23 protein-coding genes are annotated in these 24486 nt (G+C 71.4%); 14 read left to right on the top strand and 9 right to left on the bottom strand.

All coding sequences use genetic code 11. The annotated features are described in order from the left end of the window. Nucleotides 1-54: 54 nt before the first annotated feature. From serS to LV78_RS06775, 3 genes are all read left to right on the top strand, one after another. A complete protein-coding gene (serS, locus tag LV78_RS06785) occupies nucleotides 55-1305 on the top strand; it encodes a serine--tRNA ligase (RefSeq protein WP_253843873.1) in 1251 nt (416 codons plus the stop codon). 194 nt (nucleotides 1306-1499) lie between these two features. Continuing rightward, nucleotides 1500-2399, top strand: coding sequence for a DUF4328 domain-containing protein (locus tag LV78_RS06780; RefSeq protein ID WP_253843872.1), 900 nt, complete (start codon nucleotides 1500-1502; stop codon nucleotides 2397-2399). Beyond that, on the top strand, nucleotides 2396-3055 hold the full coding sequence (locus tag LV78_RS06775) for a DUF4328 domain-containing protein (protein WP_253843871.1): 660 nt from the start codon (nucleotides 2396-2398) through the stop codon (nucleotides 3053-3055). Before LV78_RS06780 ends, LV78_RS06775 begins: the two co-directional genes overlap by 4 nt. A gap of 38 nt (nucleotides 3056-3093) precedes the next feature. On the opposite strand, the gene lhgD is transcribed toward LV78_RS06775, so the two are convergent. Both lhgD and LV78_RS06765 read right to left on the bottom strand, forming a co-directional pair. Continuing rightward, complete coding sequence (gene lhgD, locus LV78_RS06770) at nucleotides 3094-4272, bottom strand: L-2-hydroxyglutarate dehydrogenase (RefSeq protein ID WP_253843870.1); 1179 nt, start codon at nucleotides 4270-4272, stop codon at nucleotides 3094-3096. A 10-nt stretch (nucleotides 4273-4282) separates the two neighbouring features. Beyond that, the gene (locus LV78_RS06765; RefSeq protein ID WP_253843869.1) at nucleotides 4283-5173 is read right to left on the bottom strand and encodes an LLM class flavin-dependent oxidoreductase; all 891 of its coding nucleotides are present in this window, start codon (nucleotides 5171-5173) and stop codon (nucleotides 4283-4285) included. 48 nt (nucleotides 5174-5221) lie between these two features. Here LV78_RS06765 and LV78_RS06760 point away from each other — a divergent pair, with 48 nt between their 5' ends. The 8 genes from LV78_RS06760 to glf all read left to right on the top strand — a co-directional run bounded on the left by LV78_RS06760 (nucleotide 5222) and on the right by glf (nucleotide 14906). Next, nucleotides 5222-6046, top strand: coding sequence for an HAD family hydrolase (locus LV78_RS06760; protein WP_253843868.1), 825 nt, complete (start codon nucleotides 5222-5224; stop codon nucleotides 6044-6046). Between the two features lie 116 nt (nucleotides 6047-6162). After that, complete coding sequence (locus LV78_RS06755) at nucleotides 6163-8079, top strand: hypothetical protein (protein ID WP_253843867.1); 1917 nt, start codon at nucleotides 6163-6165, stop codon at nucleotides 8077-8079. A 9-nt stretch (nucleotides 8080-8088) separates the two neighbouring features. After that, on the top strand, nucleotides 8089-9135 hold the full coding sequence (locus LV78_RS06750) for a glycosyltransferase family 2 protein (RefSeq protein ID WP_253843866.1): 1047 nt from the start codon (nucleotides 8089-8091) through the stop codon (nucleotides 9133-9135). Nucleotides 9136-9137: 2 nt separating this feature from the next. Further along, entirely contained in the window at nucleotides 9138-9647 is a 510-nt protein-coding gene (locus LV78_RS06745) for a GtrA family protein (protein WP_253843865.1), read from the top strand. A gap of 26 nt (nucleotides 9648-9673) precedes the next feature. Further along, nucleotides 9674-10954, top strand: a complete 1281-nt coding sequence (locus tag LV78_RS06740) for an acyltransferase family protein (protein ID WP_253843864.1) — start codon at nucleotides 9674-9676, stop codon at nucleotides 10952-10954. Nucleotides 10955-11055: 101 nt separating this feature from the next. After that, nucleotides 11056-12690 (top strand): glycosyltransferase, encoded by a 1635-nt coding sequence (locus LV78_RS06735; protein WP_253843863.1) that lies wholly within the window; start codon nucleotides 11056-11058, stop codon nucleotides 12688-12690. Beyond that, nucleotides 12687-13586: a glycosyltransferase family 2 protein gene (locus LV78_RS06730; protein ID WP_012782761.1), complete on the top strand. Its 900-nt coding sequence runs from the start codon at nucleotides 12687-12689 to the stop codon at nucleotides 13584-13586. Before LV78_RS06735 ends, LV78_RS06730 begins: the two co-directional genes overlap by 4 nt. Before the next feature lie 135 nt (nucleotides 13587-13721). Beyond that, the gene (gene glf / locus LV78_RS06725) at nucleotides 13722-14906 is read left to right on the top strand and encodes a UDP-galactopyranose mutase (protein WP_253843862.1); all 1185 of its coding nucleotides are present in this window, start codon (nucleotides 13722-13724) and stop codon (nucleotides 14904-14906) included. Between the two features lie 68 nt (nucleotides 14907-14974). On the opposite strand, the gene LV78_RS06720 is transcribed toward glf, so the two are convergent. The 6 genes from LV78_RS06720 to LV78_RS06695 form a co-directional block, all read right to left on the bottom strand. Continuing rightward, nucleotides 14975-15766, bottom strand: a complete 792-nt coding sequence (locus LV78_RS06720; protein WP_253843861.1) for an SdrD B-like domain-containing protein — start codon at nucleotides 15764-15766, stop codon at nucleotides 14975-14977. Nucleotides 15767-15839: 73 nt separating this feature from the next. Further along, nucleotides 15840-16637, bottom strand: coding sequence for an SdrD B-like domain-containing protein (locus LV78_RS06715; RefSeq protein ID WP_253843860.1), 798 nt, complete (start codon nucleotides 16635-16637; stop codon nucleotides 15840-15842). 512 nt (nucleotides 16638-17149) lie between these two features. Continuing rightward, nucleotides 17150-18046 carry a galactofuranosyltransferase GlfT1 gene (gene glfT1 / locus LV78_RS06710; RefSeq protein ID WP_253843859.1) on the bottom strand — a complete coding sequence of 299 codons (897 nt, stop codon included), beginning with the start codon at nucleotides 18044-18046 and terminating at the stop codon, nucleotides 17150-17152. A 3-nt stretch (nucleotides 18047-18049) separates the two neighbouring features. After that, on the bottom strand, nucleotides 18050-18865 hold the full coding sequence (gene wzt / locus LV78_RS06705; protein ID WP_012782767.1) for a galactan export ABC transporter ATP-binding subunit Wzt/RfbE: 816 nt from the start codon (nucleotides 18863-18865) through the stop codon (nucleotides 18050-18052). Between the two features lie 16 nt (nucleotides 18866-18881). Continuing rightward, nucleotides 18882-19793, bottom strand: coding sequence for a galactan export ABC transporter permease subunit Wzm/RfbD (gene wzm / locus LV78_RS06700; RefSeq protein ID WP_253843858.1), 912 nt, complete (start codon nucleotides 19791-19793; stop codon nucleotides 18882-18884). A 282-nt stretch (nucleotides 19794-20075) separates the two neighbouring features. Then, nucleotides 20076-20624 (bottom strand): bacterial proteasome activator family protein, encoded by a 549-nt coding sequence (locus LV78_RS06695; protein ID WP_253843857.1) that lies wholly within the window; start codon nucleotides 20622-20624, stop codon nucleotides 20076-20078. A 114-nt stretch (nucleotides 20625-20738) separates the two neighbouring features. On the opposite strand from LV78_RS06695, the gene LV78_RS06690 reads away from it, so the two are divergent. Both LV78_RS06690 and LV78_RS06685 read left to right on the top strand, forming a co-directional pair. Beyond that, entirely contained in the window at nucleotides 20739-21938 is a 1200-nt protein-coding gene (locus LV78_RS06690; protein ID WP_253843856.1) for a cysteine desulfurase-like protein, read from the top strand. Between the two features lie 106 nt (nucleotides 21939-22044). Next, nucleotides 22045-22683 (top strand): class I SAM-dependent methyltransferase, encoded by a 639-nt coding sequence (locus LV78_RS06685; protein ID WP_253843855.1) that lies wholly within the window; start codon nucleotides 22045-22047, stop codon nucleotides 22681-22683. Between the two features lie 72 nt (nucleotides 22684-22755). Here LV78_RS06685 and LV78_RS06680 read toward each other — a convergent pair whose 3' ends face one another. Beyond that, a complete protein-coding gene (locus LV78_RS06680; RefSeq protein WP_253843854.1) occupies nucleotides 22756-23730 on the bottom strand; it encodes an NAD(P)H-quinone oxidoreductase in 975 nt (324 codons plus the stop codon). A gap of 44 nt (nucleotides 23731-23774) precedes the next feature. On the opposite strand from LV78_RS06680, the gene LV78_RS06675 reads away from it, so the two are divergent. Next, nucleotides 23775-24407, top strand: a complete 633-nt coding sequence (locus tag LV78_RS06675; RefSeq protein ID WP_253843853.1) for a GNAT family N-acetyltransferase — start codon at nucleotides 23775-23777, stop codon at nucleotides 24405-24407. Nucleotides 24408-24486 lie beyond the last annotated feature (79 nt).

Genomic DNA, 24486 nt, shown 5'->3' with positions numbered 1-24486 from the left:
CACTGCGGCCCGGCCTGCGGTGCCGCGCGCTCCGAGCGGCTACCCTTACCCCTCGTGATCGACCTCAAGGCACTGCGCGAGAACCCGGAAGCCGTTCGTGCGTCCCAGCGGGCGCGGGGCGAGGACGAGTCCCTGGTCGACGCCCTGCTGTCCGCCGACGAGCGCCGCCGCTCCGCCGTCTCCCGCGCCGACACCCTGCGCGGTGAGCAGAAGGCGTTCGGCAAGCAGGTCGGCAAGGCTCGCGGTGAGGAGCGGGAGGCGCTGCTCGCCAAGGGCAAGGAGCTGGCCGCCGAGGTGAAGGCCGCCGAGGCCGAGCAGGTCGCCGCCGACGCCGAGCTGACCGAGCTGCACCGCTCGGTCCCCAACCTCGTGCACCCCGACGCCCCCGAGGGCGGCGAGGACGACTACGTCGTGGTCAAGCACGTCGGGAAGCCGCGCGAGTTCGACTTCGAGCCCCTCGACCACCTGGACCTCGGCACCCGGCTCGGCGCGATCGACATGGAGCGCGGCGCCAAGGTGTCCGGCTCCCGCTTCTACTTCCTCACCGGCATCGGCGCCCAGCTCGAACTGGCCCTGCTGAACATGGCCGTCGCCCAGGCGACCGCCGCCGGGTTCCAGCTGATGATCACCCCGACCCTGGTCCGGCCCGAGGTCATGGCGGGCACCGGGTTCCTCGGCGCGCACTCCAGCGAGATCTACCGCCTGGAGGCCGACGACCTGTACCTCGTCGGCACCTCCGAGGTCCCGCTGGCCGGCTACCACGCGGACGAGATCATCGACGGGCCGCGCCGCTACGCGGGCTGGTCGTCCTGCTACCGCCGCGAGGCCGGTTCGTACGGCAAGGACACCAGGGGCATCATCCGGGTGCACCAGTTCAACAAGGTCGAGATGTTCTCCTACGTCCCGCCGGAGGAGGCCGAGGCCGAGCACGCCCGCCTGCTCGCCTGGGAGGAGGAGATGCTCGCCAAGGTCGAGGTCCCCTACCGGGTCATCGACACCGCCGCGGGCGACCTCGGCACCAGCGCGTCCCGCAAGTTCGACTGCGAGGCGTGGGTGCCCAGCCAGCAGGCCTACCGCGAGCTGACCTCCACCTCGAACTGCACCACCTTCCAGGCCCGCAGGCTGAACGTGCGCTACCGCGACGAGAACGGCAAGTCGCAGATCACCGCCACGCTCAACGGCACCCTGGCCACCACCCGCTGGATCGTCGCCATCCTGGAGAACCACCAGCAGGCCGACGGCTCCGTGGTGGTCCCGCAGGCGCTGCGCCCGTTCCTGGGCAAGGACGTCCTCCTCCCGGCCTGACCCGGAGCACCGACCCCGAGGCCCCCGCGCGCACCGCGCGGGGGCCTCGCGCGGTTGCCGCTCCGACCGGTCCGAGGCAGTTCGCAAGATCACCCGCGAAAGCGGCTGAACGGAGCACTTCCGCAGGTGGGGCCACCCCCTACGATCCGGCCACCGGGCGCGGGAAGCGCCCGATCAGGGACTGGGGGATCACCGTGGCGGAGTGCTCGAACTGCCGAAGACCGGTCGGCACGGGGAACACCACGTGCGTCATGTGCGGCGCGGACGTCCGCGAAGCGGGGGAGCGCGCCGCTCGAACGGCGGCGGAACCGGCCGCCGAGCAGCGCGTGGAAGCGGAACCGGAGCCGGAACCGGCCGAGCCCGCACCGGCCGTCGAGGAGCACCGCGAGCCCGCGCTCGCGAGCGCCGCGCCGCAGCAGGTGTCGCAGCAGCGGCAGGTGTCGCCGCAGGCGCCGCCGAGCTTCCCCGCCATGAACCCGGTCGGCCTGCCGCCCGCGCACCCCGCGCCGTGGCAGCCGGTCCACCACGTCCCGCAGCCCTACCCGCGGCAGGCGCCGCGCGCCCCGCTCGCCTGGGTCACCCTGCCCGCCCCATCCCCCAACCAGGTCGAGGTGTTCGCCTACCCGCTGGTCGGCCTGCTGGTGCTCCAGATCCTGGCCACCCCGATCGCGCTCCTGCTCGGCAACCTGGCCTACGGCCTGGTGACCACCCCGCTGCTGGTGCTCACGACGGGCCTGCTCCCCGCCTGGTGCTACCGGGCCAGGCTCGCCACGCACGACGCGCCGCACCGCTTCAGCCCCGGCATGGCGGCGGGCGGCTGGTTCATCCCGCTCGCCAACTTCTACGTCCCGGCGCGGGTGGTGCTCGACCTGGTGCGCGCCCGCGACCGCTCCACCGCGTGGACGGCGGTCGTGCTCACCTGGTGGGGGTGCAGGCTCCTCGCGGTGGCGCTGGTGGCCATCGCGTACTGGGGCGGTTCCTGGTCGTCCCTGGAGCCCAACGGGTTCCTCGTCGCCTTCGACGTGCTGTCCCTCTCGCTGCAGATCGCGATCGTCCTGCGCGTCACGGCGGGCATCCGGAGGGGGTCGCGATGACCGAGTGCCCGAACTGCCGGACCCCGTTCCAGTCGCAGAGGACGAGGTGCGGCTGCTGCGGGGTGGTCACCGAGCCCACCGCCGCCTGGGTGGCGCTCCCCGCCCGGCACCCGTCGTTCCCGAGTCACCCGGACGGGCGAGACGCCTGGGCGCCCCCGCCGAACGCCACCCCGGACGGGGTCGCGAAGCTCGGCAAGACGCTGGCCGGCCTGCTGCTGGTGCAGGTCGCGCTCGGCTTCACCATGATCAGCGGCACGCTCGCCGCACTGCTGCCCCTGCCGCTCATCCTGGCCACGGCCACGATCGTCCCGCTGTGGACCCGCAGCGCCCGGCTCGTCACCCCCGACGAGGGCAACCGCTTCGGCGCGGGCCTGGCGGCGGGCGGCTGGTTCATCCCGGTCGCCGGTCTGGTCATCCCCGTCGTCGTGGTGGTCGACCTCCTGCGGACGCGCAACAGGGCGCCCGTCCACACGGTGGTGGCCGTCGCGTGGTGGGTGGCCTGGCTGGGCTTCTGCGCCACGGCCTTCGGCGTCGAGGGGATGCTGATGTCGTTCAACGAGTACAGCGCGTTCTGCTACGTGCTGTCCGCCGCGCTGCTCGCCGTGACCGTCATGCGGATCTCCCGCGACATCCGCGCGGGCGCCCCCACCCGGTGACCGTCCCGGTGCGGCCCCCGCCCAGGGGGCCGCACCGGTCAGCGCACCAGCCCCGCCACGTGCGCCCCGATCTCCAGCGACCCGGTCGCCGCAGGTGACGGCGCGTTCAGCACGTGCACCTGCCCCGGCGCCTCCTGCACCAGGAAGTCGTCCACCAGCGACCCGTCCCGCCGCATCGCCTGCGCCCGCACCCCGGCCTCGGCCCGCACCAGGTCGTCCTCGCCCACGGCGGGCACCAGCCGCGCCAGGCTCGCCGCGAACCGCCGCTTCGACAGGCTCCGCAGCACCTCGGCGACCCCCGTCGGGTAGGCGTGCTTCCTGGCCAGCCGCCACGTGCCGGGGAACCGCAGCACCTCCGCCACGTCCCCCGCCGACACGTCGCCCCACCGGTAGCCCTCGCGGCTCAGCGCCAGCACCGCGTTGGGCCCCGCGTGCACGCTCCCGTCGAGCATCCGGGTCAGGTGCACGCCGAGGAACGGCAGCGCCGGGTCCGGCACCGGGTAGATCAGCCCGCGCACCAGGGCGCGCCGCTCCGGCCGCAGCTCGTAGTACTCGCCCCGGAACGGCACGATCCGCGCCTCCGGCTCCAGCCCGGCCATCCGCGCCACCCGGTCGCTGTGCAGCCCGGCGCAGTTGACCAGCGCGTCCCCGCGCACCACCCCGCCGGGCGTGGCCACCTCGACCCGGCCCGCGCGGGTGCGGATCGCCAGGGCGGGGGTGCTCGTCCGCAGGTCGGCGCCCGCCTCGGTCAGCTCCCGCGCCATCGCCGCGCACACGGCGGGGAAGTCGATGATCCCGGTGCTCTCCACCCGCAGCGCGGCCACGCACGACACTTCGGGTTCGTGCTCGCGCGCTTCGGCCGCCGACACCTCCCGCGCCGGGACGCCGTTGCGCGAGGCCCGCTCGGCCAGCGCGCGCAGCCGGGGCACCTCCTCCTCGGAGGTCGCCACCACGAGCTTGCCGCACACCTCCACGGGCACCCCGTGCTCGCGCGCGTAGGCCACGATCGAGGCGTTGCCCGCCACCGACATCCTGGCCTTCAGCGACCCCGGCTTGTAGTACAGCCCGGCGTGCACGACGTTGCTGTTGTGCCCCGTCTGGTGGGCCGCCCAGCGGCCCTCCTTCTCCAGCACCACGACCTCGTCCCCGCGCCGGGACAGCTCCCGCGCGGTGGCCAGGCCCACGATCCCGCCGCCGATGACCACGATTCGCCGCACGGCGGCCACGCTAGCCGCTGACGAGCTCCGGGAGCACCTCGGAGGCGACCCGCTCCAGCACCGCCTCGCTGCCCGCGTAGACCCCGTCCTCGCGCGGCCAGTGCACCAGCAGGTCGGTGAAGCCCAGCTCCTGGGCCCGGCCCGCCACGTCCCGGAAGTGCTCGGCGCTGGAGAGCGAGTAGGCGGGGGAGGAGTCGGCGTTCAGATACCAGTCGATCGTGTGCTTCCGCCTGCCGATGGCGTCCAGCGCGCGGGTGAACCGCGCCGCGTGCCGCTCGACCCCGGCCCACCACTCCTCGGCCGTGTCGACCGAGCCCGCCGGTGGCCCCGTCGTCACCCATCCGGTGCCGTAGCGGGCGGCCACGGCCATCGCCTTCGGCCCGTTGGCCGCCACCACGAACGGCAGGCGCGGGCGCTGCACGCACCCCGGCGCGCTGCGCGCCTCCCGCACCTCGTAGTGCGCGCCATCGAACGTCGTCCGCTCCCGCGTCAGCAGCAGGTCCAGCACGTCCACGAACTCCGCGAACCGGGCCGTGCGCTCGGCCGGGGGCAGCTCGGTGTCCCCCATGACGGTGGTGTCGTACCCCACAGCGCCCGCCCCGAGCCCGACCGTGATCCGGCCGTCGGACAGGTCGTCCAGCGCCATCAGCTCCCGCGCGAACGGCACCGGGTGCCGGAAGTTCGGCGAGGCCACCAGGGTGCCGAGGCGGATCGTGCTCGTCACCATCGCCGCAGCTGAGAGCGTCGGCACCGCCCCGAACCACGGCCCGTCGACCAGCGTCCGCCAGCCGAGGTGGTCGTACGTCCACGCGTGGTCGAACCCGTACTCCTCCGCCGCCCGCCACTTCGGCTCGGCGACCCACCAGCGGTGCTCGGGGAGGATGACGATTCCAGTGCGCACGACGGCGACCGTAGCCGACCCCGACACCCGAACGTGCACCATGTAGGCGTGCAGAAACCCTCCCTGGTCGGTTCGGACGTAGACGGCACCCTCCTCGGCACCGACGGGCGGCTCAGCGCCCGCACCGCGACCGCGATCGGCCGGGTGCTGGAGTCGGGCACCCCCTTCGTGCTGGCCACCGGACGGCCGCCGCGCTGGATCCCCGAGGTCGCCGACGCGGCCGGGCTCACCGGTTACGCGGTGTGCTCCAACGGCGCCGTCCTCTACGACATCGGCGCCGACCGGGTGATCAGCCACCACGGCCTCGACCCGGTGCTGCTGCAGGACGTCACCAAGGTGCTGGACGAGGCGCTGCCCGGCTGCGCGGTCGCCGTCGAGCGGGTCAGCGACTCGGTCCGGGACTTCGACGACCACCACCGGGACTTCCTCGCCGAGACCAGCTACGAGCACCCGTGGATCGAGGGCGGCCAGCCCGTCCTCGGCCACAGCCGGGGCGAGGTGCTCGGCCACCCGGCGGTCAAGCTGCTGGTGAGGCACACCGGCATGACCAGCGCCGAGATGGCCGCAGCCGCAGGTCCGCTGCTCGGCGACCGGGTCGCGCTCACCTACTCCACCAACGCGGGCCTGCTGGAGCTGGCCGCGCCCGGCATCTCCAAGGCCACCGGCCTGGCCGAGGTCGCCGACCTGCTCGGCGTGCCGCACGACGAGGTCACCGTCTTCGGCGACATGCCCAACGACGTGCCGATGCTGACCTGGGCCGGTCACGGCGTGGCGATGGCCAACGCCCACCCCGACGCGCTCGCCGCCGCCGACGAGGTCACCGCGGCCAACACCGAGGACGGGGTCGCGCAGGTTCTCGAACGCTGGTTCTGATGCCAATCAGGGGGGCGGAACCGGTAACACGTGGTGCTCACTACAATTCGCCCGAAACGCCACCCTGGCAGGTGTGCTGCGTACACCCGGTCTTACCGGGTGCTCTAGGAGAGTCTGTGTCTACCTCGTCTGAGATCGACAGCACCGCGCTCGGGGACGAGCCGGAGAGCACAACCGCGCGAGCGAGTCGCTGGGGGCGGCTCCCCGAACTGGCGACTTCCTGGGAAGCGCCGTCACGCGCCGTGCTTTCCTTCAGCGCGCTGCTGACCGTGATTTTCTGGAACTTGCCCGCGTTCACCCCCAATCAGCCGAAGGGGGATTACGACTACGGGCTGCTCATCTACCTGGCCAGGCAGACCGGCCTGAGCTTCGGCACCGAGATCTCGACCACCTACGGGCCGCTGTACTTCCTGGCGATCCCGAACGTGCTGCACCGGGGCGAGGTCCTGGTCGGCTACCTGCTGTGGTTCGCGTTCGCCACCGCCGCGACCGCCGCCATCCACCAGGCGCTCGCCCGCACGGTCGGGCGGAACCTGGCCTGGCTGGCCGTGGGCGTGATGGCGCTCAGCTCCAGCTTCGTGCCGCTGACCGTGGTCATCACCAGCACGTTCGCGTTCGTGGTCGTCCTCTCGCTGTTCTTCGTGCGCGAGGAGCTGCCCCGCTGGGCGGACCGGGCCTACCCGATCGCGATGGGCCTGCTGGTCGGCGCGATGCTGCTCACCAAGTTCTCCGTCGGCCTCATGTGCGGCCCGGTGATCCTGGGCGCGGTGCTCGCCCGCGAGGGCCGCGTGCTGCGCGGGTTCCTCGAGTACGCGATCAGCGGCATCGCCGGTCTGGTCGGGTTCTGGCTGCTCGCGGGCCAGCCGCCGCTGGAGGTCGTGGACTACGTCGTGCGGGCGCTGTCCGTCGGCAGCGGCCACGCCCAGTCCATGGGCCTGGAGATCCCCGGCAACGTCTGGGAGTACGTGATCGCGGCGCCGATGGTCGTGGTCCTGGTCGTCGCGCTGGTCACCACCGACGCGGGCAAGCGGCGCTGGCTGTTCTACGTCGGCACCGCGCTCGGCACGTTCCTGCTGCTCAAGCAGGGCTTCGTGCGGCACGACTCGCACTCGGCCCAGTTCTTCTCGGTCGCCGCGGGCTTCTCCCTGGTCATCGCGCTGCTGCGGCGCAGCTCCGTGCTCGCCTCCACGGCGGTCGTCGCGCTGCTCGCGCAGGCGTTCAGCTTCGGCGGCGGCCTCAGCTCGTCGATCGACCCGTCCCGCTCGCTGAAGATGTTCGGCGAGGGCATGTCCGTGGTCGCCTCCGGCGGTCAGCGCGACCGGATCGTCGCGGACGCCCGCGCCGACCTGCTGAACCGGATGCAGGTGCCCGAGCGGTACGTCGAGCGCATCGGCGACGCGAAGATGCGCACCGCGCCGTTCGACTTCGCCATGGGCTGGACCTACGGCATGACCGTCGACATCCTGCCGACGCTGCTGGACTACGGCGCGTACACCGAGCTGCTCGACGAGATGAACGAGGAGTGGGTGGTCGACGACGCCCGCGCCCCCGAGTTCATCGTCCGCGAGGACACCCGGATCACCCTGGACAACCGCTTCCCGCTGTGGGACTCGCCGCGCGTCAACCTGGCGCAGGCCTGCCGCTACGAGCTGGTCGACAGCGACGTCCGCTGGCAGCTGCTCCAGCGGATCGAGAACCGCTGCGGCGAGGAGAAGCCGCTGGGCGAGGTCACCATGGGCGCGCACGAGAGCATCCCGGTGCCCACCTCGGACGAGGGCCTGGTCGTCGCCCGCTTCCACCCGGAGCAGTCGATCCTGGCCAAGCTCAAGTCGACCGCGTTCCGCTCCGGTGAATACTGGATCACGCTGGACGGGGAACCGCACCGGCTCCCGCTTTCCCACGCCGAGGCGCCCATTCTCATCTCCGCGCCCGGTGACGACTCGCTCGTGCTGGGCGGCCGGGAACTGGACACCAAGAACATCACTGCCAACATTCCGGGACGCGTTGTGTTCTCGGTAGTCACGACCAAGTAGGGGATCGCAATGGTGGGTGCTCCGGCCTCGCGGCGGAAGATCACTTACATCTTCCCGATCTACAACGAGCAGGACAACATCGACCTGCTCCACCAGACGATCGACGAGGTCACGACCCCGCTCCGGGATCGCTACGACCTGGAGTTCGTCTACGTCAACGACGGGAGCAGGGACGCCTCGCTCGACAAGCTCCTCGCCCTGCGCGAGCGCGACGAGCGCGCGACGGTGATCAGCCTGTCCCGCAACTTCGGCCACCAGCTGGCGGTCACCGCGGGCCTGGACGCGGCGGCCGACGCCGACGCCGTGATCATCATGGACGCGGACATGCAGGACCCGCCGCGGGTCAGCCTGGAGCTCATCGAGCGCTGGGAGCAGGGCGTGGACGTGGTGTACGCGCAGCGCCGCTCCCGCCAGGACGGCCTGTTCAAGCGCCTCACCGCGAACGTCTTCTACCGCACGCTGGAGAAGCTCGCCTCCATCGACATCCCGCGCAACACCGGCGACTTCCGGCTGCTCGACCGCAAGGTCGTCGCCGAGCTGGCCAAGTACCGGGAGCAGCACCGCTTCCTGCGCGGCCTGGTCAGCTACATCGGCTTCCGCCAGGAGGCCGTGCAGTTCGACCGGGACGCCAGGCACGCGGGCGAGACCGGCTACCCGCTGCGCAAGATGCTCAAGTTCGCCGCCGACGGGATGCTCGGCTTCTCCACCACGCCGCTGAAGCTGATCAGCCGCATCGGCTACCTGCTGTCCGTGGTCGCCTTCACCGGCGTGCTGTACGTGCTGGGCGTCAAGCTGCTCGACCCGAGCAGCGCGGTCCCCGGCTGGGCGTTCATGACGATCGCCCTGTTCCTGATCGGCGGCATCCAGCTGATCATGCTGGGCGTGCTGGGCAGCTACATCGGCCGGACCTACGTCGAGGTCCAGCGCAGGCCGCTCTACGCGGTCGCGGTCGTCGCGCGCTCCGCGGGCCGGGCCCCCGAGGCCGCCGAGGGCAGCGAGGGCGGGACCCCCGAGGACGGGACCCCGGCCACCGAGTACGAGCTCCAGGGCACCTGACCGTGGCCGTGGACGACCAGGCGGGGCACGACCCCGCCGAGCAGGCGCTCGCGCCGGAACCGGTGCTCTCGCCGGTCCCGGCGCCGGTTCCGGCGCCCGCCCCGTCGGGCGGGCTGGGCCAGCTCGTCCGGTTCGGCCTGGTCGGTGGCGTGAACACGCTCATCGACCTGGTGCTGTACATGGTGCTGACCGGCGCGGGCCTGCCCTTCGTGGTCGCGAACTTCGCGTCCACCTCGGCGGGCATGGGCTTCAGCTTCGTGGCCAACAAGTACTTCACCTTCGGCGGCGGGGGCGGTGGCGCGGCCAAGCAGGGCGCGCTGTTCTTCGCCTTCACCGCCTTCGGCCTGTGGGTCATCCACCCGGTGGTGATCCTCGGCGCCGAGGCGCTCATGGCGGCCCTGGACCAGCCGCCGACCGGACTGGCGGCCTGGCTGCCGAAGCTCGCCGCGATCTGCGCGGGCCTGGTGTGGAACTACACGGCCTACAGCCGCGTGGTGTTCCGCCGACGATGAACCGAGACAGGGGACGGGAAACGGGGATGCAGAAGGCCGACACTCAGGTCACCGAGCAGGTCACGGGGCAGGCTCCGCCCGCCGTGAACGGCTCGCCCAGCGCGGCCTCGCGCGTCCCGCACATCAACCAGCTCACCGGCATCAGGGCGCTCGCCGCCCTGTGGGTGCTGCTGTTCCACTTCCGGCCGGAGCTGATCGAGGCGTTCGGCTTCCTCTACCCGCTCATCCCGCTGATGAACGTCGGGTACCTGGGCGTCGACCTGTTCTTCGTCCTCTCCGGCTTCATCCTCACCTACACCCACCTCGACCGCATGATCGTCGGGTGGGGACCGCGCAAGATGATCGCGTTCCTGTGGCTCAGGCTCTCGCGCATCTGGCCGGTCATGTTCACCATGCTGATCGTCTGGGGCTGCTACCTGGCCTGGCTGGCGACCACCACGAACGACGGCGGCTACCACTACGCGCTCCAGCCCGGCCGCTTCCTGGCGCACGTGTTCCTCGTGCAGGCCTGGGGCACGGCCCACCACGACTGGAACCCCATCGACTGGTCGCTCAGCGCCGAGTGGATGGCCTACATCGCGTTCTGCTTCCTCGTGGTGCTGCTGGCCAAGTTCCGCACCCTGCTGTCCAGCAAGGCGCTGATCGGCCTGGCGCTGCTGGCGGTCCTGCCGATCGTGCTGGTCGGCATCGGCTTCCAGGACGGCAGCGACCTGATGTGGGACGGCGACAAGGTCGTCGAGGGCATCGTCCCGCTGCGCGTGCTCACCGAGTTCGTCGGCGGCGCGATCGTCGCGGTGCTGGTCCTGCGGCACGGCCTGACCGCCAAGCTGCCCTGGTTCCTGCGGCCGACCGTCGTCCTGCCGCTGATCCTGGTCGTGATCTACGCGATCTGCCTGTACGACCCGGCGGTGCGGGTGCGCTTCGCCGCCGACTGGCGCATCAACGGCCACCTCATGTGGGGGGCCACCGAGACGGTGGTCGTCGTCCCGCTGTTCCTGCTCCTGGTCGGCTCGCTCGCGGTCAGCGGGCGCGACGTCACCTCGCGCTTCCTCAGCACCAAGGTCATGGTCTGGGGCGGCAAGGTCTCGTTCGCGCTCTACCTCGTGCACTGGCTGCTGCTCGACCTGATGCGCAGGCTGCTCACCTCGTGGGGCTACGTGGACGACCCGAGCAGCTGGGGCTACCGGCTCCTGCTGATCGCCGCGCTCGTGCTCTCCGTCGTGGGCGGGTGGCTGCTGCACCGCTATGTCGAAGAACCGTGCCAGCGCTCCATGCGGAAGATGCTCCCGCGTTCGATCAAGGTCTGATCCGAGCGAGTCCGCAGGGGTTCGGTAAGCTCGACAACTGCCTCACACGCCGCCCCGACGGCGCTACTCGACAACAACCGAGAGATGTGACGGAAGGGCCCGTGAACCAGCTTCCAGGAATTGTCGAACTTCTCGACGAAAGCGGCGTCGGCCTGACCGGTGGTGGAGGACTGCTCGACGAGCGGGAACGCCGCATCCTCATCGGCGCGATCAATTTCCACGCGCTCACCAGGCCCGGTCAGACGTTCCGGATCACCGTTCTTCGTGGTCCCAGGGGCTCGATGCCCTCGTTGACCGACGAGAAGACCCGTCAGATCGAGTGGGAGGACGACCGCGAGGTCGTCGGCTCGCTCGTCGTGCGCAGCACCGTGCAGACCACGACCGGCAAGGGCGCCACCGAGGGTCTGCTCGACCTCGCCGTCGACCTGGGCGGCGAGCCCGAGATCGCCTCGGCGTACCACCAGCTGCCCGGCGTGCTCGGCAAGGTCCGCCGCTCGGTGCGCTTCTTCGCGCCGGTGCAGTTCGACGTGCTGCGCCAGTACCGCACCGACGTGACCGAGAAGCGCTACCGCCAGCGCGACGTGCCGAAGAAGGCGCCGGTCCGCATCACCAGGGGCACCACGGCCACCACCGCGGGCACCACCCCGGCGATCCTGTTCGGCATCCACTGGCTGGAGCTGGGCGGCGCCGAGCGGTTCGCGCTGGAGACGGTCCAGCTGGCCAAGGACGCGGGGTTCACCCCGATCGTGGTCACCGACCGGCCGTCCACCCACCCGTGGATCACCCGGCCGGAACTGGACGGCGCGATCGTCGTCCCGCTGACCCACCCGGTCGCCGCCGCCGAGGAGTCCGCGTTCCTCAACGGCGTGCTCTCCGCGTACGACGTGCGCGGCGTGCACCTGCACCACAGCACCTGGCTGGCCCAGCGCCTGCCGTGGCTGAAGTCGATCCGCCCCGACCTCCCGGTGGTGGACTCGCTGCACATCCTGGAGTGGCGCACCGGCGGCTTCGTCGACATCTCGGTGCGGATGACCAACGTCATCGACCAGCACCACGTCATCTCCCCGATGCTGCGCGACTACCTCATCGGCAAGCAGGGCGTGAACCCGGAGAAGGTGAAGCTGGCGACGCTGGCCAACCTCACCACCAAGGGGATCGAGGAGAACGCCGCCGGGGTCGAGAAGCCCGCGGGCGCCCCGTTCACGGTGGCGTTCGTCGGCCGGTTCACCCAGCAGAAGCGCCCGTACCTGTTCCTGCAGCTCGCGGCGAGCCTGAAGGAAGCGGTCGACAGCCCCATCAAGTTCATCGTCCACGGCGACGGCGAGCTGGCGTCCGAGGTCACCGGGCTCATCGCCCGGCTCAACCTGTCCGACGTGCTGGAGCTGCGCGGCCCGGACAAGCCGGTCACCAGGACCCTGGCCGACGCCGACGTGCTGGTGATCTCCTCCGACAACGAGGGCCTGACCCTCACGTCGTTCGAGGCGACCGCCGCAGGCGTCCCGGTGGTGTCGACCGAGGTCGGCTCGCAGGCGTCCCTCATCGCCGAGGACCTGCTGCTGCCGCGCCACCCGTACCCCTTCATCTCCACCGCGACCAAGCGCATCCGCACCATGATCAATTCGCCGGAGCAGCGCAAGATCTGGCTGGACGAGCAGGCAGGCAAGGCCGCCGCGTTCGCCAAGCTGCCCGACGCCCGGACCTGGGTCCGCGACACCTACGAAGGATGGCTCAAGTGAGCACCGTTGCCGCCGTTGTCGTCACGTACAACCGCAAGGCCAAGCTCCCCAAGGTGCTCGACCACGTGCTGGCCCAGACCCGCAAGGCCGACTGGCTCGTGATCGTGGACAACGCGTCCACCGACGGCACCGACGAGGTCCTCAAGCAGTACGAGGGCGTCGAGAACGTCGAGATCATCCGGCTCACCGAGAACACCGGCGGCGCGGGCGGCTTCGCCACCGGCATGAACCGGGGCTACGAGCTGGGCGCGGACTTCGTCTGGATCATGGACGACGACTGCTACGCCAACAGCGACGCGCTGGAGGAGCTGCTGAACGGCCTGGCCAAGGCCGAGGCCGAGCTGAACATGCAGCTCCCGTTCGCCTGCTCGCTGGTCAAGTGGGTCGACGGCTCCATCTGCGAGATGAACAACCCCGTCACCACCTGGGACTGGGGCCGCCTCATCTCCAAGGGCCAGGAGAACGTGCTGGTCAAGCACTGCTCCTTCGTCTCGGTGATGTTCCCGCGCTGGGCCCTCACCAAGCACGGCCTCCCGCTGCGCGAGTACTTCATCTGGTTCGACGACCAGGAGTACACGCTGCGCGTCAACAAGTCCGGCCCCGGCGTGCAGGTGCTCAGCAGCGTCGTCGTCCACGACCTCGGCGTGAACCGCGGCGTGAACTTCAGCGACGTGAACGCCTCCAACATGTGGAAGTTCGAGTACGGCGCCCGCAACGAGGCCTCGTACCGCCTGCACCACGAGAACCCGGTCGCGTTCGCCAAGTTCGTCGGCCGCGTGCACCAGGGCCTCAAGCAGGGCCGCGTGCCCATGGGGCTGCGCGTCAAGCTGTTCAAGAAGATCGTCGAGGGCGTCAAGTTCAACCCGAAGCCGGAAATGCCGCGCTCGGTCCTCTGATCTCCCGCTCCTCCCCACCGGGCCCGCTCCCCACGGAGCGGGCCCGGTTTTTTCCGCGCTGGGCGGGAAAAGCGCGGGATCACCGGAATCGGGGTGCTCCCTGTCACAGCGGGTCACTGCCGTACCCTCGCGCTCGTGAGCTTCGCTGGATTTGATCTGATCGTCGTCGGTTCCGGTTTCTACGGCCTCACGGTCGCCGAGCGCGCCGCGTCTCAGCTCGGCAAGCGCGTCCTGGTCCTGGAGCGCCGCGACCACATCGGTGGAAACGCCTACTCCGAGGCCGAGCCCGAGACGGGCATCGAGGTGCACCGCTACGGGGCGCACCTGTTCCACACCTCCAACAAGCGGGTGTGGGACTACGTCAACCAGTTCACCGAGTTCACCGGCTACCAGCACCGCGTGTTCGCCATGCACGACGGCACCGCGTACCAGTTCCCGATGGGCCTCGGCCTGATCACGCAGTTCGTCGGCAAGTACCTGTCGCCGGACGAGGCGCGGGCGTGGGTCGCCGAGCAGGCGGCGGAGATCGACGCCAAGGACGCCACGAACCTGGAGGAGAAGGCGATCTCGCTGATCGGCCGCCCCCTCTACGAGGCGTTCGTGCGCGACTACACCGCCAAGCAGTGGCAGACGGACCCGAAGGAGCTGCCCGCCGCGGTCATCAGCCGACTGCCGGTGCGCTACAACTTCGACAACCGCTACTTCAACGACACCTACGAGGGCCTGCCGGTCGACGGCTACACCGCCTGGCTGCAGAAGATGGCTGACCACGAGAACATCGAGGTCCGCCTGGGCACGGACTTCTTCGACGTCCGCGCCGACATCCCCGAGGGCACCCCGGTCGTCTACACCGGCCCGGTCGACCGGTACTTCGACTACTCCGAGGGCTGGCTGGGCTGGCGCACGCTGGACTTCGAGATGGAGGTCCTGAACACCGGGGACTTCCAGGGCACGCCCGTCATGAACTACAACGACGCGGACGTCCCCTACACCCGCATCCACGAGTTCCGGCACTTCCACCCGGAGCGCGAGTACCCGACCGACAAGACGGTCATCGTCCGCGAGTTCTCCCGCTCCGCGGAGAAGGAGGACGAGCCGTACTACCCGATCAACACGGCCGAGGACCGCGCCAAGCTGGAGAAGTACCGCGAGCTGGCGAAGAAGGAGGCCTCCGAGCACAACGTGCTGTTCGGCGGTCGCCTGGGCACCTACAAGTACCTCGACATGCACATGGCGATCGGCGCGGCGCTGACCGCGTTCGACAACAAGATCGCCCCGCACCTGACCGAGGGCAAGGCGCTCGACGGCTCCCTGGACTGACCGGTCCCGGCTGACGGGAAGGGCCCCGGCGCGTCGCGCACCGGGGCCCTTCCGCGTTCCGGGTCAGCTCACCCGGCGTTGATCGCGGTGGTCAGCGAGTTGTTGGTGTGGTCGGGGTCGAAGGAGTCGTTCCACATCGTGGAGATCTTGAACTCGGCGGCGTTCAGCGGCCGGTCGATCACGACGCGGGCGCCCAGCGTGTAGGCGTGACCCGCCGCGCGGCGCTCGGCCGCCTGGCCGGTGACCTGGTTGGGCTTGTCGGTCGCGTAGAACGGCAGGTAGTCGCCGAGGCGGTCCAGCTTGGTGACGCCGTCCGGCAGGTCCAGGGTGGCGTGCGTGGAGTAGCAGCCCGCGCCGTCGTGCGTGATGCCGCCGAGCACCTCGACCACGTCGCCCACGGCGTAGACGTCCTTGGCCGGGCTCAGCGCGAACTCGGTGGGCTGGAAGTCGAAGCTGGCGGTCACCAGGCCGCCGTCCACCCGCACGGTCTCCCCGGCCCCGACGCTGATCGGCGCGGTCTCGCCGGTGCAGAGCCCGAACGCCGAACCGCCATCGGCCTGCGGGCCCCAGACCTTGCCGAAGCCGCTGTTGTCCCCGAGGTGCACCACGTGGTCGCCCGCAGGCGCGGTGATCGAGTAGCTGCCGTCCTCGGCGGTGGCGACGTAGCTGCTGTTCAGGCCCTTGATGCCGACGTAGGCGTTCTTGACGCCCGGCTCGCCCGCGTCGCGCAGGCCGTTGGCGTTCAGGTCGTGCCAGACGATCCCGGTGACGGTGCCGGTGGCCTCCTCGGCCAGCGCGGCGGGCGCGGCGGCCAGGGCCGATGCGGCGATGACCAGTGCGGTGATCCCTGCCTTGCGCATTGCTGTTCCCCCAGTGCTGTTCGGTGCTGCGGTCTGGTGCGGCGCCCCGGCGGTGCGCCGGGGCGCGCGCGGGTCACTTCGCGGTGATGGTGGTGCTGGTCGAGTTGTTCGCCGGGTTCGGGTCCTCGGAGGGAACCCACATCGTCGAGAGCCTGAACGCGGCGGCGTCGAGCGGCCGGTCGACCACGACGCGCGCCCCCAGCGTGTAGGCGTGGCCCGCCGCGCGGCGCTCGTTCACCTGGCCGGTGACCTGGTTCGGCTTGTCGGTCGCGTAGAACGGCAGGTAGTCGCCCAGCCGGTCCAGCTTGGTGACGCCCGAGGGCAGGTCCAGGGTGGCGTGCGCCCCGGAGCAGCCCGCGCCGTCGTGCGTGATGCCGCCGAGCACCTCGACCACGTCGCCCACGGCGTAGACGTCCTTGGCCGGGCTCAGGGTCAGCCCGGTGGGCTGGAAGTCGAAGACCGCGGGCACCAGGCCGCCGTCCACCCGCACGGTCTCACCCGCCCCGACGCCGATCGGCGCGGTCTCGCCGGTGCAGTGCCCGAACGCCGAACCGCCATCGGCCTGCGGGCCCCAGACCTTGCCGAAGCCGCTCTGGTCCCCGAGGTGCACCACGTGGCTGCCCGCCGGTGCGGTGATCGAGTAGCTGCCGTCCTCGGCGGTGGCGACGTAGCTGCTGTTCAGGCCCTTGATGCCGACGTAGGCGTTCTTGACGCCCGGTTCGCCCGCGTCCCGCAGGCCGTTGGCGTTCAGGTCCTGCCAGACGAAGCCGGTGACGGTGCCGGTGGCCTCGGCGGCCGACGCGGCGGGAGCCCCGCCGAGCGCCGCGGCCGTCGCGGCGATGGCCAGTGCGGTGATGCCTGCCTTGCGCATTGGTGTTCCCCCAGTGCTGGCGCCCGTTGTCGGGCGGAAGGTGTTGTACCGAGCGGTTCTCGGAGTGATCAAGGCACGAAGTGAGCAGAACTCGCTTTTCGCCGTGGCCGGTGGGAAGCCCTCGCGGACCTCCCACCAGGCCCGACGCGGAACCCCGGTACCCCCAGCACCGGACTTCCCCCAGCTTCGGGACACCGCGCCCCCCGTGCGCGGTTCCCCCCTGCCGCCACCCCGCCCGGCCGGACCGCGACGTCCTGCGACGCCGCGGCCCGCCGTGCGACGGCCGACCGGTCCGAGGGCCTCCCCCGAGCCCCCCTCGCGGCGCCGCTCGGCGGGACCCGGTCTCCGACCGCGTCCCCGGCGCCGTTCCGGTCCATCTCCGCCTCCTGAGCGAGGAGGCGGCTCCTCCGCCTCACAACGAGAACTCTGCCGCGAGGTGCTCCGGAAAAGCTGAAAGCGGCCCTTGAGGAATCCTCAAGGGCCGCTCCAGGCCTGACTTCGCGCTCCGGCGCTCACTTCCGGAAGAAGTGCTCCCGCTGGCCGAGCCGCACCAGCTTCAACCACTCCACGAACGCCTTGGGGTCCTTGCGGACGCCCAGGAAGTACAGCCCGAACCGGGCCAGCTCCAGCAGGCCCAGCTTGCGCATCCCCGGCTGGGACAGCAGGTAGCCGCGGTTGCGGTAGGTGTAGTACCGCTTGATCTGGTTCTCCGGGTCCTGGGCGTGGAACCGGCCGCCCAGCATCGGCTTGAACTCGTCCGAGCCGTCCGGGTGCAGGTAGGCCACCTTCAGCGAGGTGCCGAACGGCAGCCCGGTGCGGACCAGCCTGCGGTGGATCTCCACCTCGTCGCCCCGGAAGAACAGCCGGTAGTCCGGCACGCCGACCACGTCGAGCGTGGACGCGCGGAACAGGGCGCCGTTGAACAGCGACGCGATCCCCGGCAGGAAGTCGGAGCCCAGCGCGCCGGTGTCCCGCTTCCAGGTCAGGCCCCGGCGCATCGGGAACGCCAGCTTCTCCGGGCGCTCGATGTTCGTGACGACCGGGGAGATCGCCGCCAGGTTCCGGCGACCGGCCTCCTGGAGCAGCACCTCCAGCACGGTCTCGTCGGCGGGCCTGCCGTCGTCGTCGGCCAGCCACACCCAGTCCGCGCCCAGCGAGAGCGCGTGCAGCATCCCCAGCGCGAACCCGCCCGCGCCACCGAGGTTCCGGTGCGAGACCAGGTAGGTGGTGGGGATGGGGCACTCCGCGACCAGGTCGTCCACCGGCTGGTCGGGACCGTTGTCCACGACCACCAGGTGATCGAGCTGCCTCGTCTGCGAGGCGAGCACCTTGAGCGAGTCGGCCAGCAGTTCGCGCCGGTGCCGGGTCACCACGACCCCGACGACGGACCCCTTGGGCAGTGCGCTCACGTCCTACTCGCCACCGTTCGCAGTCGTGACCTTGGACTGACCGAGCCTCTTGAGCGTTTCCTCGCTCATGTTCGCGAACGGGTCGCGGCCCTTGTACGCCGTGAGGACCTCGCGCAGGTCGCCCTGCTGCTTGACCCGACCCTCGTCCATCCAGATCGCCTTGGTGCACAGCTCGGCGAGCCACTCGTCGGCGTGCGAGGCGAACACCAGCAGGCCCGCGCGGTCCACCAGGTCGTTCAGGCGGTCGCGGGCCTTCTCCAGGAACGCCGCGTCGACCGCGCCGATGCCCTCGTCCAGGAGCAGGATCTCCGGGTTGATCGAGGTGACCACGCCCAGCGCCAGGCGGACCCGCATACCGGTCGAGTACGTGCGCAGCGGCATGGACAGGTAGTCGCCGAGCTCGGTGAACGACGCGATGTCGTCGACCCGCTTCTCCATCTCCTTGCGGGACATCCCGAGGAAGAGGCCGCGGATCATGATGTTCTCGTACCCGGAGATCTCCGGGTCCATGCCGACGCCGAGGTCGAACACGGGCGCGACCTTGCCGACGATGCGCGAGCTGCCGCGCGTCGGCTCGTAGATGCCCGCGAGGAGCCGCAGCAGCGTGGACTTGCCCGCGCCGTTGTGGCCGACCAGGCCGACCCGGTCGCCGTGCTTCAGCGAGATGTTGATGTCGTGCAGTGCTTCGATGATCGGCACGCGGCCCTCTGAGCCGATCTTGCCGCCGACCTTGCCCAGTGCGAGCTTCTTGAGCGACCTCGACTTCGCGTCGAAGATCGGGAAGTCGACCGAGGCGTTCCAGACGTCGATGCTGACCATTTGCTTACGGCCTCACTCAGACCCAGTAGGAGACGCGCGCGCGGTAGTTGCGCAGCGCAAGGAGCGCCAGTGCCCAGCCGATCACGGTGAAGGCGCCCACGACGACCCAGTGGTGCCAGTCCTGCGCGTGGCCGAGCAGCGGCGCGCGGACGATCTCCAGGAAGTGGTAGAGCGGGTTCAGCTCCGCGATCAGCACTCGCCAGTCGCCGCCGCCCTCGCCGAGCTTCGACAGGATTCCGGTGTGCCAGACGATCGGCGTCATGAAGAACACCAGGTTGATGAAGCTGTGGATCACCGGCGGGATGTCGCGGAAGCGGGTGCTGATGATGCCGAACAGCAGCGCCACCCACACCGCGTTCACCGCGAGCAGGAAGAAGCCGGGGATGGCGAGCAGGATCGTCCAGCTGATGCCGGGGTGCAGGTTCGGGTCGCCCTGCATGTGGTACGGCTCGGAGAGCGTGCCGAAGAAGATCCCGGCCACGATCACGTAGACGACCAGGTTGTGCACGAAGAACAGCATCTGCCGCCACACCAGGCGCAGCACGTGCACCGTGATGGGCGCCGGGAGGTGCTTGATCAGCCCCTCGTTGGCGATGAAGACGTCCGTTCCCTCGGTGATGCAGCCGACCATGAAGTTCCAGATCAGGAACCCGGCCGTCATGTAGGGGAGGAACGTCGAGATGTCCTGGCCGAACAGCTGGGAGTAGAGCAAGCCCATCGCCACGGCCGTGGTCCCCATGGAGATGGTGATCCACAGCGGGCCGATCACCGACCGGCGGTAGCGCTGCTTGATGTCCTGCCAGCCGAGGTGCCCCCACAGCGCCCTGTTTCGCCAGGCGTCGCGCACGTCCGCGAACGCGCGTGCGAACGTGCGGGAGTCAGGTGCGAGGGGTGCCTGGGGGTCGGCGACCGTACTAGTGGGTTGCACGGTGATTGAGAGTACCGGCGACGCTTTCTTGTGTTCCCCGCCGGTCGGTCACGTTGCGATTACTGCCTACCGCAGCGGTGGATGTTCGTCACTCGAACGAACAAGCGCCCGTAGTTTTAGATGCACGCGTCGTAGTGAAAAAGGCGGATCATCCCCTCCTGTTCCGCCAACCATGTCTCACAGTGACCGGCGGCCGGGTACGGTGCCCGCTCCCGGCGCCCGCTCCAGGCCCGCCCCCGGAACCCGCGTCGCGGGCGCTCGGGGACGGGCGCGTGGGACAGCTCACAGGTACTGGCCGGTCCCCTTGAAGTGCCCGCCCTCGGCGGCCGACGCGGAGGCGCCGCCGCCGGGGGGCAGCGCACGGCCGCGCATCTGCTCCAGCTGGGCGCGGGCCGCCATCTGCTGGGCGAACAGCGCCGTCTGGATGCCGTGGAACAGCCCCTCCAGCCAGCCGACGAGCTGGGCCTGGGCGATCCGCAGCTCCGCGTCCGAGGGCGTGCCCTCCTCGGTGAACGGCAGCGACAGCCGCTCCAGCTCGTCGCGCAGCTCGGGGGCCAGGCCGTCCTCCAGCTCGTGGATCGACCGCTTGTGGATCTCCTTCAGCCTGGCCCGGCTCGCCTCGTCCAGCGGAGCCGCCCTGACCTCCTCCAACAACTGCTTGATCATGGTGCCGATCCGCATGACCTTCGCGGGCTGCTCGACCAGGTCGGTCACGTCCTGGGGCACCCCGTCCTCACCGCCGGTGAGGCGGGCCGCCCCCACCGGGGCGCCGTCCGGGCCCACGACGATGACGTGCTGGTCGGCCTCGGCCTGCTCGCGTGGCTCGCTCATGGCACCATCCTCGCCCGCGCGCCCGCCCGGTGCCGAACCGGCCCCGCGACATCCCGCGCCGATCCGGCCGCCCCTCCTGTCGCCACCCGCCCCCCGCTACGTACGGTGTGCGGCATGGCGTTCGACGTCGCACGGGTCCGCGGCCTCTTCCCCGCGCTCGGCGACGGCTGGGTCCACCTGGACGCGCCCGCCGGGATGCAGGTGCCCGAGCAGGTGGCCACGGCCGTCTCCACGGCGCTGCGCGCACCGGTCTCCGGGCCGGGCGGCATCTTCCCCGCCTCGCAGCGCGCCGAGGCCATCGTCGACGCGGCCCGCCGCGCCGTGGCCGACCTGGTCGGGGCCGACCCGGCGGGCATCGTCCTCGGCCCCAGCTCCGCCGTGCTGCTCCAGCGCCTGTCCGACGCCCTGTCCGAGGGCTGGTTCCTCGGCGACGAGGTCGTGGTCTCCCGGCTCGACCACCCCGGCAACATCGCGCCGTGGCAGCGCGCGGCCCAGCGCACCGGCAGCGTCGTGCGGTGGGCCGAGGTCGACATAGAGACCTGCGAGCTGCCCGCGTGGCAGTACGACGAGCTGATCACCGACAAGTGCAAGCTGGTCGCGGTCACCGCGGCCTCCGGCGCGGTCGGCACCCGGCCCGACCTGCCCAGGATCGGGGCGGTCGCGCGCGAGCACGGCGCGCTCGTGGTGGTCGACGCCTCCGCCGCCGCGCCGTTCGTGCCGCTGGACATCACCTCCATGCGCGCCGACGTGGTCGCCGTGTCCGCCAACACCTGGGGCGGCCCGCCGGTCGGCGCCCTGGTCTTCCGCGACCCGTCCCTGCTCGACCTGCTGCCCTCCGTCGCCGTCGAGGCGGGCGCGCGCGGGCCGGAGCGCCTCGAGCTCGGGCCGCACGCCTACCCGCTGCTCGCCGGGCTCGTCGCGTCGGTGGAGTACCTGGCCGGGCTCGACGACGCGGCCATCGGCCCCCGGCGGGAGAAGCTGCTCACCTCGCTGGGCTCGGTGAAGGCCTACCAGGCGGGCCTGCTCGCGAACCTGATCCACGAGCTGCGCTCGCTGCGGCACGTCACGGTCATCGGCGACGCGATGCGCCGGGTGCCCGCGCTGGCCTTCACGGTCGCCGGGGTCAAGTCCGCCGAGGCCGTCGAGCACCTCTCCGAGCGCGGGGTCTGCGCGTTCGCCGACCCCGGCCAGCACGGGGTGTTCTCCGTGCTCGGCGTCGGCGAGGTCGGCGGGGCGGTCCGGGTCGGGCTCGCGCACTACACCAACGCGGCCGAGGTGGACGAGCTCGTGCGGGCGGTCGCCGAGCTGGGCTAGCCGCCGAGCTGGGCCGGGGGGCGTCCACCGGGCAGACTTGTCGCACCGGCGCACCCTCGCCGGACTGGGACTTCCCGCGCGGCGTGGACTGGGAGTGGGAACGGGCTTGGACGAAGCGCTGGCGAGAGAACTGGCCGACCTGTCCGCGCTGCACCGCCTGGCGCCCCTGATGTCGGAGTACCTGCCGTCGACAGCGCACGAGCTGAGCCCGTCGGGGCTCGTCGCGCTGCTCGACGAGGTGCTCCTGGGCTCCAGGACGGTGCTGGTCGAGTGCGGCTGCGGGTCCTCGTCGGTGGTGCTGGCGAGGCTGCTGGCCAAGCGCGGCTTCGGGCACCTGCTGTCGGTGGAGCACGACGAGCGCACGGCAGCCTTCGTCGCCAGCCAGCTGCGCGGGGAGGGGCTGGGGCACGTGGCGCGCGTCGTGCACGCCCCGCTCGCGGCGCACCCGGCGGCCGGTCCCGGCGGGCGGTGGTACGCGCCGTCGGCGGTGCGCGACGAGGTGTCGGCGTTCGTGGACAGCCACGGCCTGGTCGACCTGCTCATGGTCGACGGCCCGCTGCTGGGCGACTCGCGCTACCCGGCGCTGCCGGTGTTCCGGGACGTGCTCGCGCCGGGCGCGGCCGTGCTGGTCGACGACGCGAACCGGCCGGGGGAGCGGGCCGTGCTGGAGCGGTGGTCGCGGGAGTACGCGCTGCGCTTCCGGCCGACCGGCGGCTCGCTGGCGTCGTCCACCGCGCTGCCCTGAGCCGCCGCGCCCGCCCGGACCACCGCACCGGTCCACGGGGAGGGGGCGCGTCCGCGCCCCCGCCCCGACCGCTCAACCGGTCGCCAGCACCAGCTTCCCGAACACCGCGCCGCCGCCCTCCAGCGCCCGGTGCGCGTCGGCCGCCCGCTCCAGCGGCAGCACCTCGTGCACCACCGGCCGCACCCGCCCGTCCGCGACCAGCGGCCACAGCCCCTCGCGCACCGCCGCCACGACCGCGCCCTTGCCGGTCCGCCCCTCCACCGGCCTGCCCCGCAGCCCGGTCGCCACCAGCGTCGCGCGCTTGGCCAGCATCTTCCCCAGGTTCAGCTCGCCCTTCACCCCGCCCTGCATCCCGATCACCACGAGCCTGCCGTCCGGCGCGAGCACGTCCACGTTCCGCCCCAGGTACGCCGCGCCCATGTTGTCCAGCACCACGTCCGCCGCGCCGACCACCTCGACGAAGTCCTGCTCCCGGTAGTCCACCAGCACGTCTGCGCCCAGCTCCGCGCACCGCGCCAGCCGCTCCGCCGACCCGGCGGTCACCGCGACCCGCGCCCCCAGCGCCTTCCCGACCTGGATCGCGTGCGTGCCGATCCCGCCCGCGCCGCCGTGCACCAGCAGCGTCTCCCCGGCCCGCAACCCGGCCAGCTCCACCACGTTCGACCACACCGTGCACGCCACCTCGGGCAGCGCCGCCGCCGTCACCAGGTCCACGCCCCCCGGCACCGGCAGCAGCTGCGCGGCGGGCACGACGACCCGCTCCGCGTACCCGCCGCCCGCCAGCAGCGCGCACACCTCGTCGCCCACCGACCAGCCCTCGACCCCCGGTCCCAGCGCGGCCACCACGCCCGAGCACTCCAGCCCCAGCACCTCGGACGCGCCGGGCGGCGGCGGGTAGCGGCCCTCGCGCTGGAGCAGGTCCGCCCGGTTGACGGCGGTGGCCGCCACGTCCAGCAGCACCTCGCCGGGGCCGGGTGCGGGGTCCCGCACCTCCGACCACTGGAGCACCTCGGGCCCGCCGAACTCGCTCAGGGTGATCGCGCGCATGGAAATCAACGGTAATCCGATCTTCGACCGGGCACCATCCAGGCATGAACCCCTGGCCCTTCCACGACCTCGTCATCACCACGCCCAGGCTCGAACTGCGCCCGGACGACGACGCGGGCCTGCTCGAACTCGCCGCCGAGGCGCAGCGGGGCGTCCACCCGCCGGAGTACATGCCGTTCGCCTTCCCGTGGACCGACGCACCCGCCGACCGGCTGACCACCAACACCCTCCAGCACTTCTGGCGGATGCGCGCCGCGCTCACCCCGGACGACTGGTCGGTGAACTTCCTGGTGCGCCTGGACGGCCGGGTGATCGGCACGCAGAGCGTGGAGGCCAAGGACTTCGCCGCCACCCGCGAGGTCACGACCGGCTCGTGGATCGGCCTGCGGCACCAGGGCGCGGGCCTGGGCACCGAGATGCGCGCCGCCGTCCTCGCCTACGCCTTCGACCACCTGGGCGCGGTCCAGGCGCGCTCGGCCGCGTGGGAGGACAACGCCGCGTCGCTCGCGGTCAGCCGCAAGCTCGGCTACCGGCCGGACGGCACCAAGGTCGCCGTGCGCCGGGGCGAGGCGGTCACCGAGATCCGGTTGCTGGTGACCCGCGAGCAGTTCACCCGCCCGACCTGGAATCCCACCGTCGAGGGACACGCGGCGTGCGCAGAACTGCTCACCGCGTGAAGAAACCCCCGGCCGAAGGATTGCGGGCGCACCGCCGGGTTTAGGAGGGTGCCGCAATCCGAGTGAAGGGGACGACCCC

Source organism: Actinosynnema pretiosum (assembly GCF_024171695.1).
Lineage (GTDB): Bacteria > Actinomycetota > Actinomycetes > Mycobacteriales > Pseudonocardiaceae > Actinosynnema > Actinosynnema pretiosum.
The sequence above is the reverse complement of the archived record's forward strand: the minus strand, read 5'-3'. Positions and strand labels throughout refer to the sequence as shown.

Bases quoted from the DNA above. Each gene is read 5' to 3' on its own strand.
- LV78_RS06775 (WP_253843871.1), top strand. From the start codon at position 2,396: ATGACCGAGTGCCCGAACTGCCGGACCCCGTTCCAGTCGCAGAGGACG.
- LV78_RS06750 (WP_253843866.1), top strand. From the start codon at position 8,089: ATGGTGGGTGCTCCGGCCTCGCGGCGGAAGATCACTTACATCTTCCCG.
- LV78_RS06740 (WP_253843864.1), top strand. From the start codon at position 9,674: ATGCAGAAGGCCGACACTCAGGTCACCGAGCAGGTCACGGGGCAGGCT.
- LV78_RS06720 (WP_253843861.1), bottom strand. From the start codon at position 15,766: ATGCGCAAGGCAGGGATCACCGCACTGGTCATCGCCGCATCGGCCCTG.
- LV78_RS06715 (WP_253843860.1), bottom strand. From the start codon at position 16,637: ATGCGCAAGGCAGGCATCACCGCACTGGCCATCGCCGCGACGGCCGCG.
- wzt (WP_012782767.1), bottom strand. From the start codon at position 18,865: ATGGTCAGCATCGACGTCTGGAACGCCTCGGTCGACTTCCCGATCTTC.
- LV78_RS06695 (WP_253843857.1), bottom strand. From the start codon at position 20,624: ATGAGCGAGCCACGCGAGCAGGCCGAGGCCGACCAGCACGTCATCGTC.
- LV78_RS06690 (WP_253843856.1), top strand. From the start codon at position 20,739: ATGGCGTTCGACGTCGCACGGGTCCGCGGCCTCTTCCCCGCGCTCGGC.
- LV78_RS06680 (WP_253843854.1), bottom strand. From the start codon at position 23,730: ATGCGCGCGATCACCCTGAGCGAGTTCGGCGGGCCCGAGGTGCTCCAG.
- LV78_RS06675 (WP_253843853.1), top strand. From the start codon at position 23,775: ATGAACCCCTGGCCCTTCCACGACCTCGTCATCACCACGCCCAGGCTC.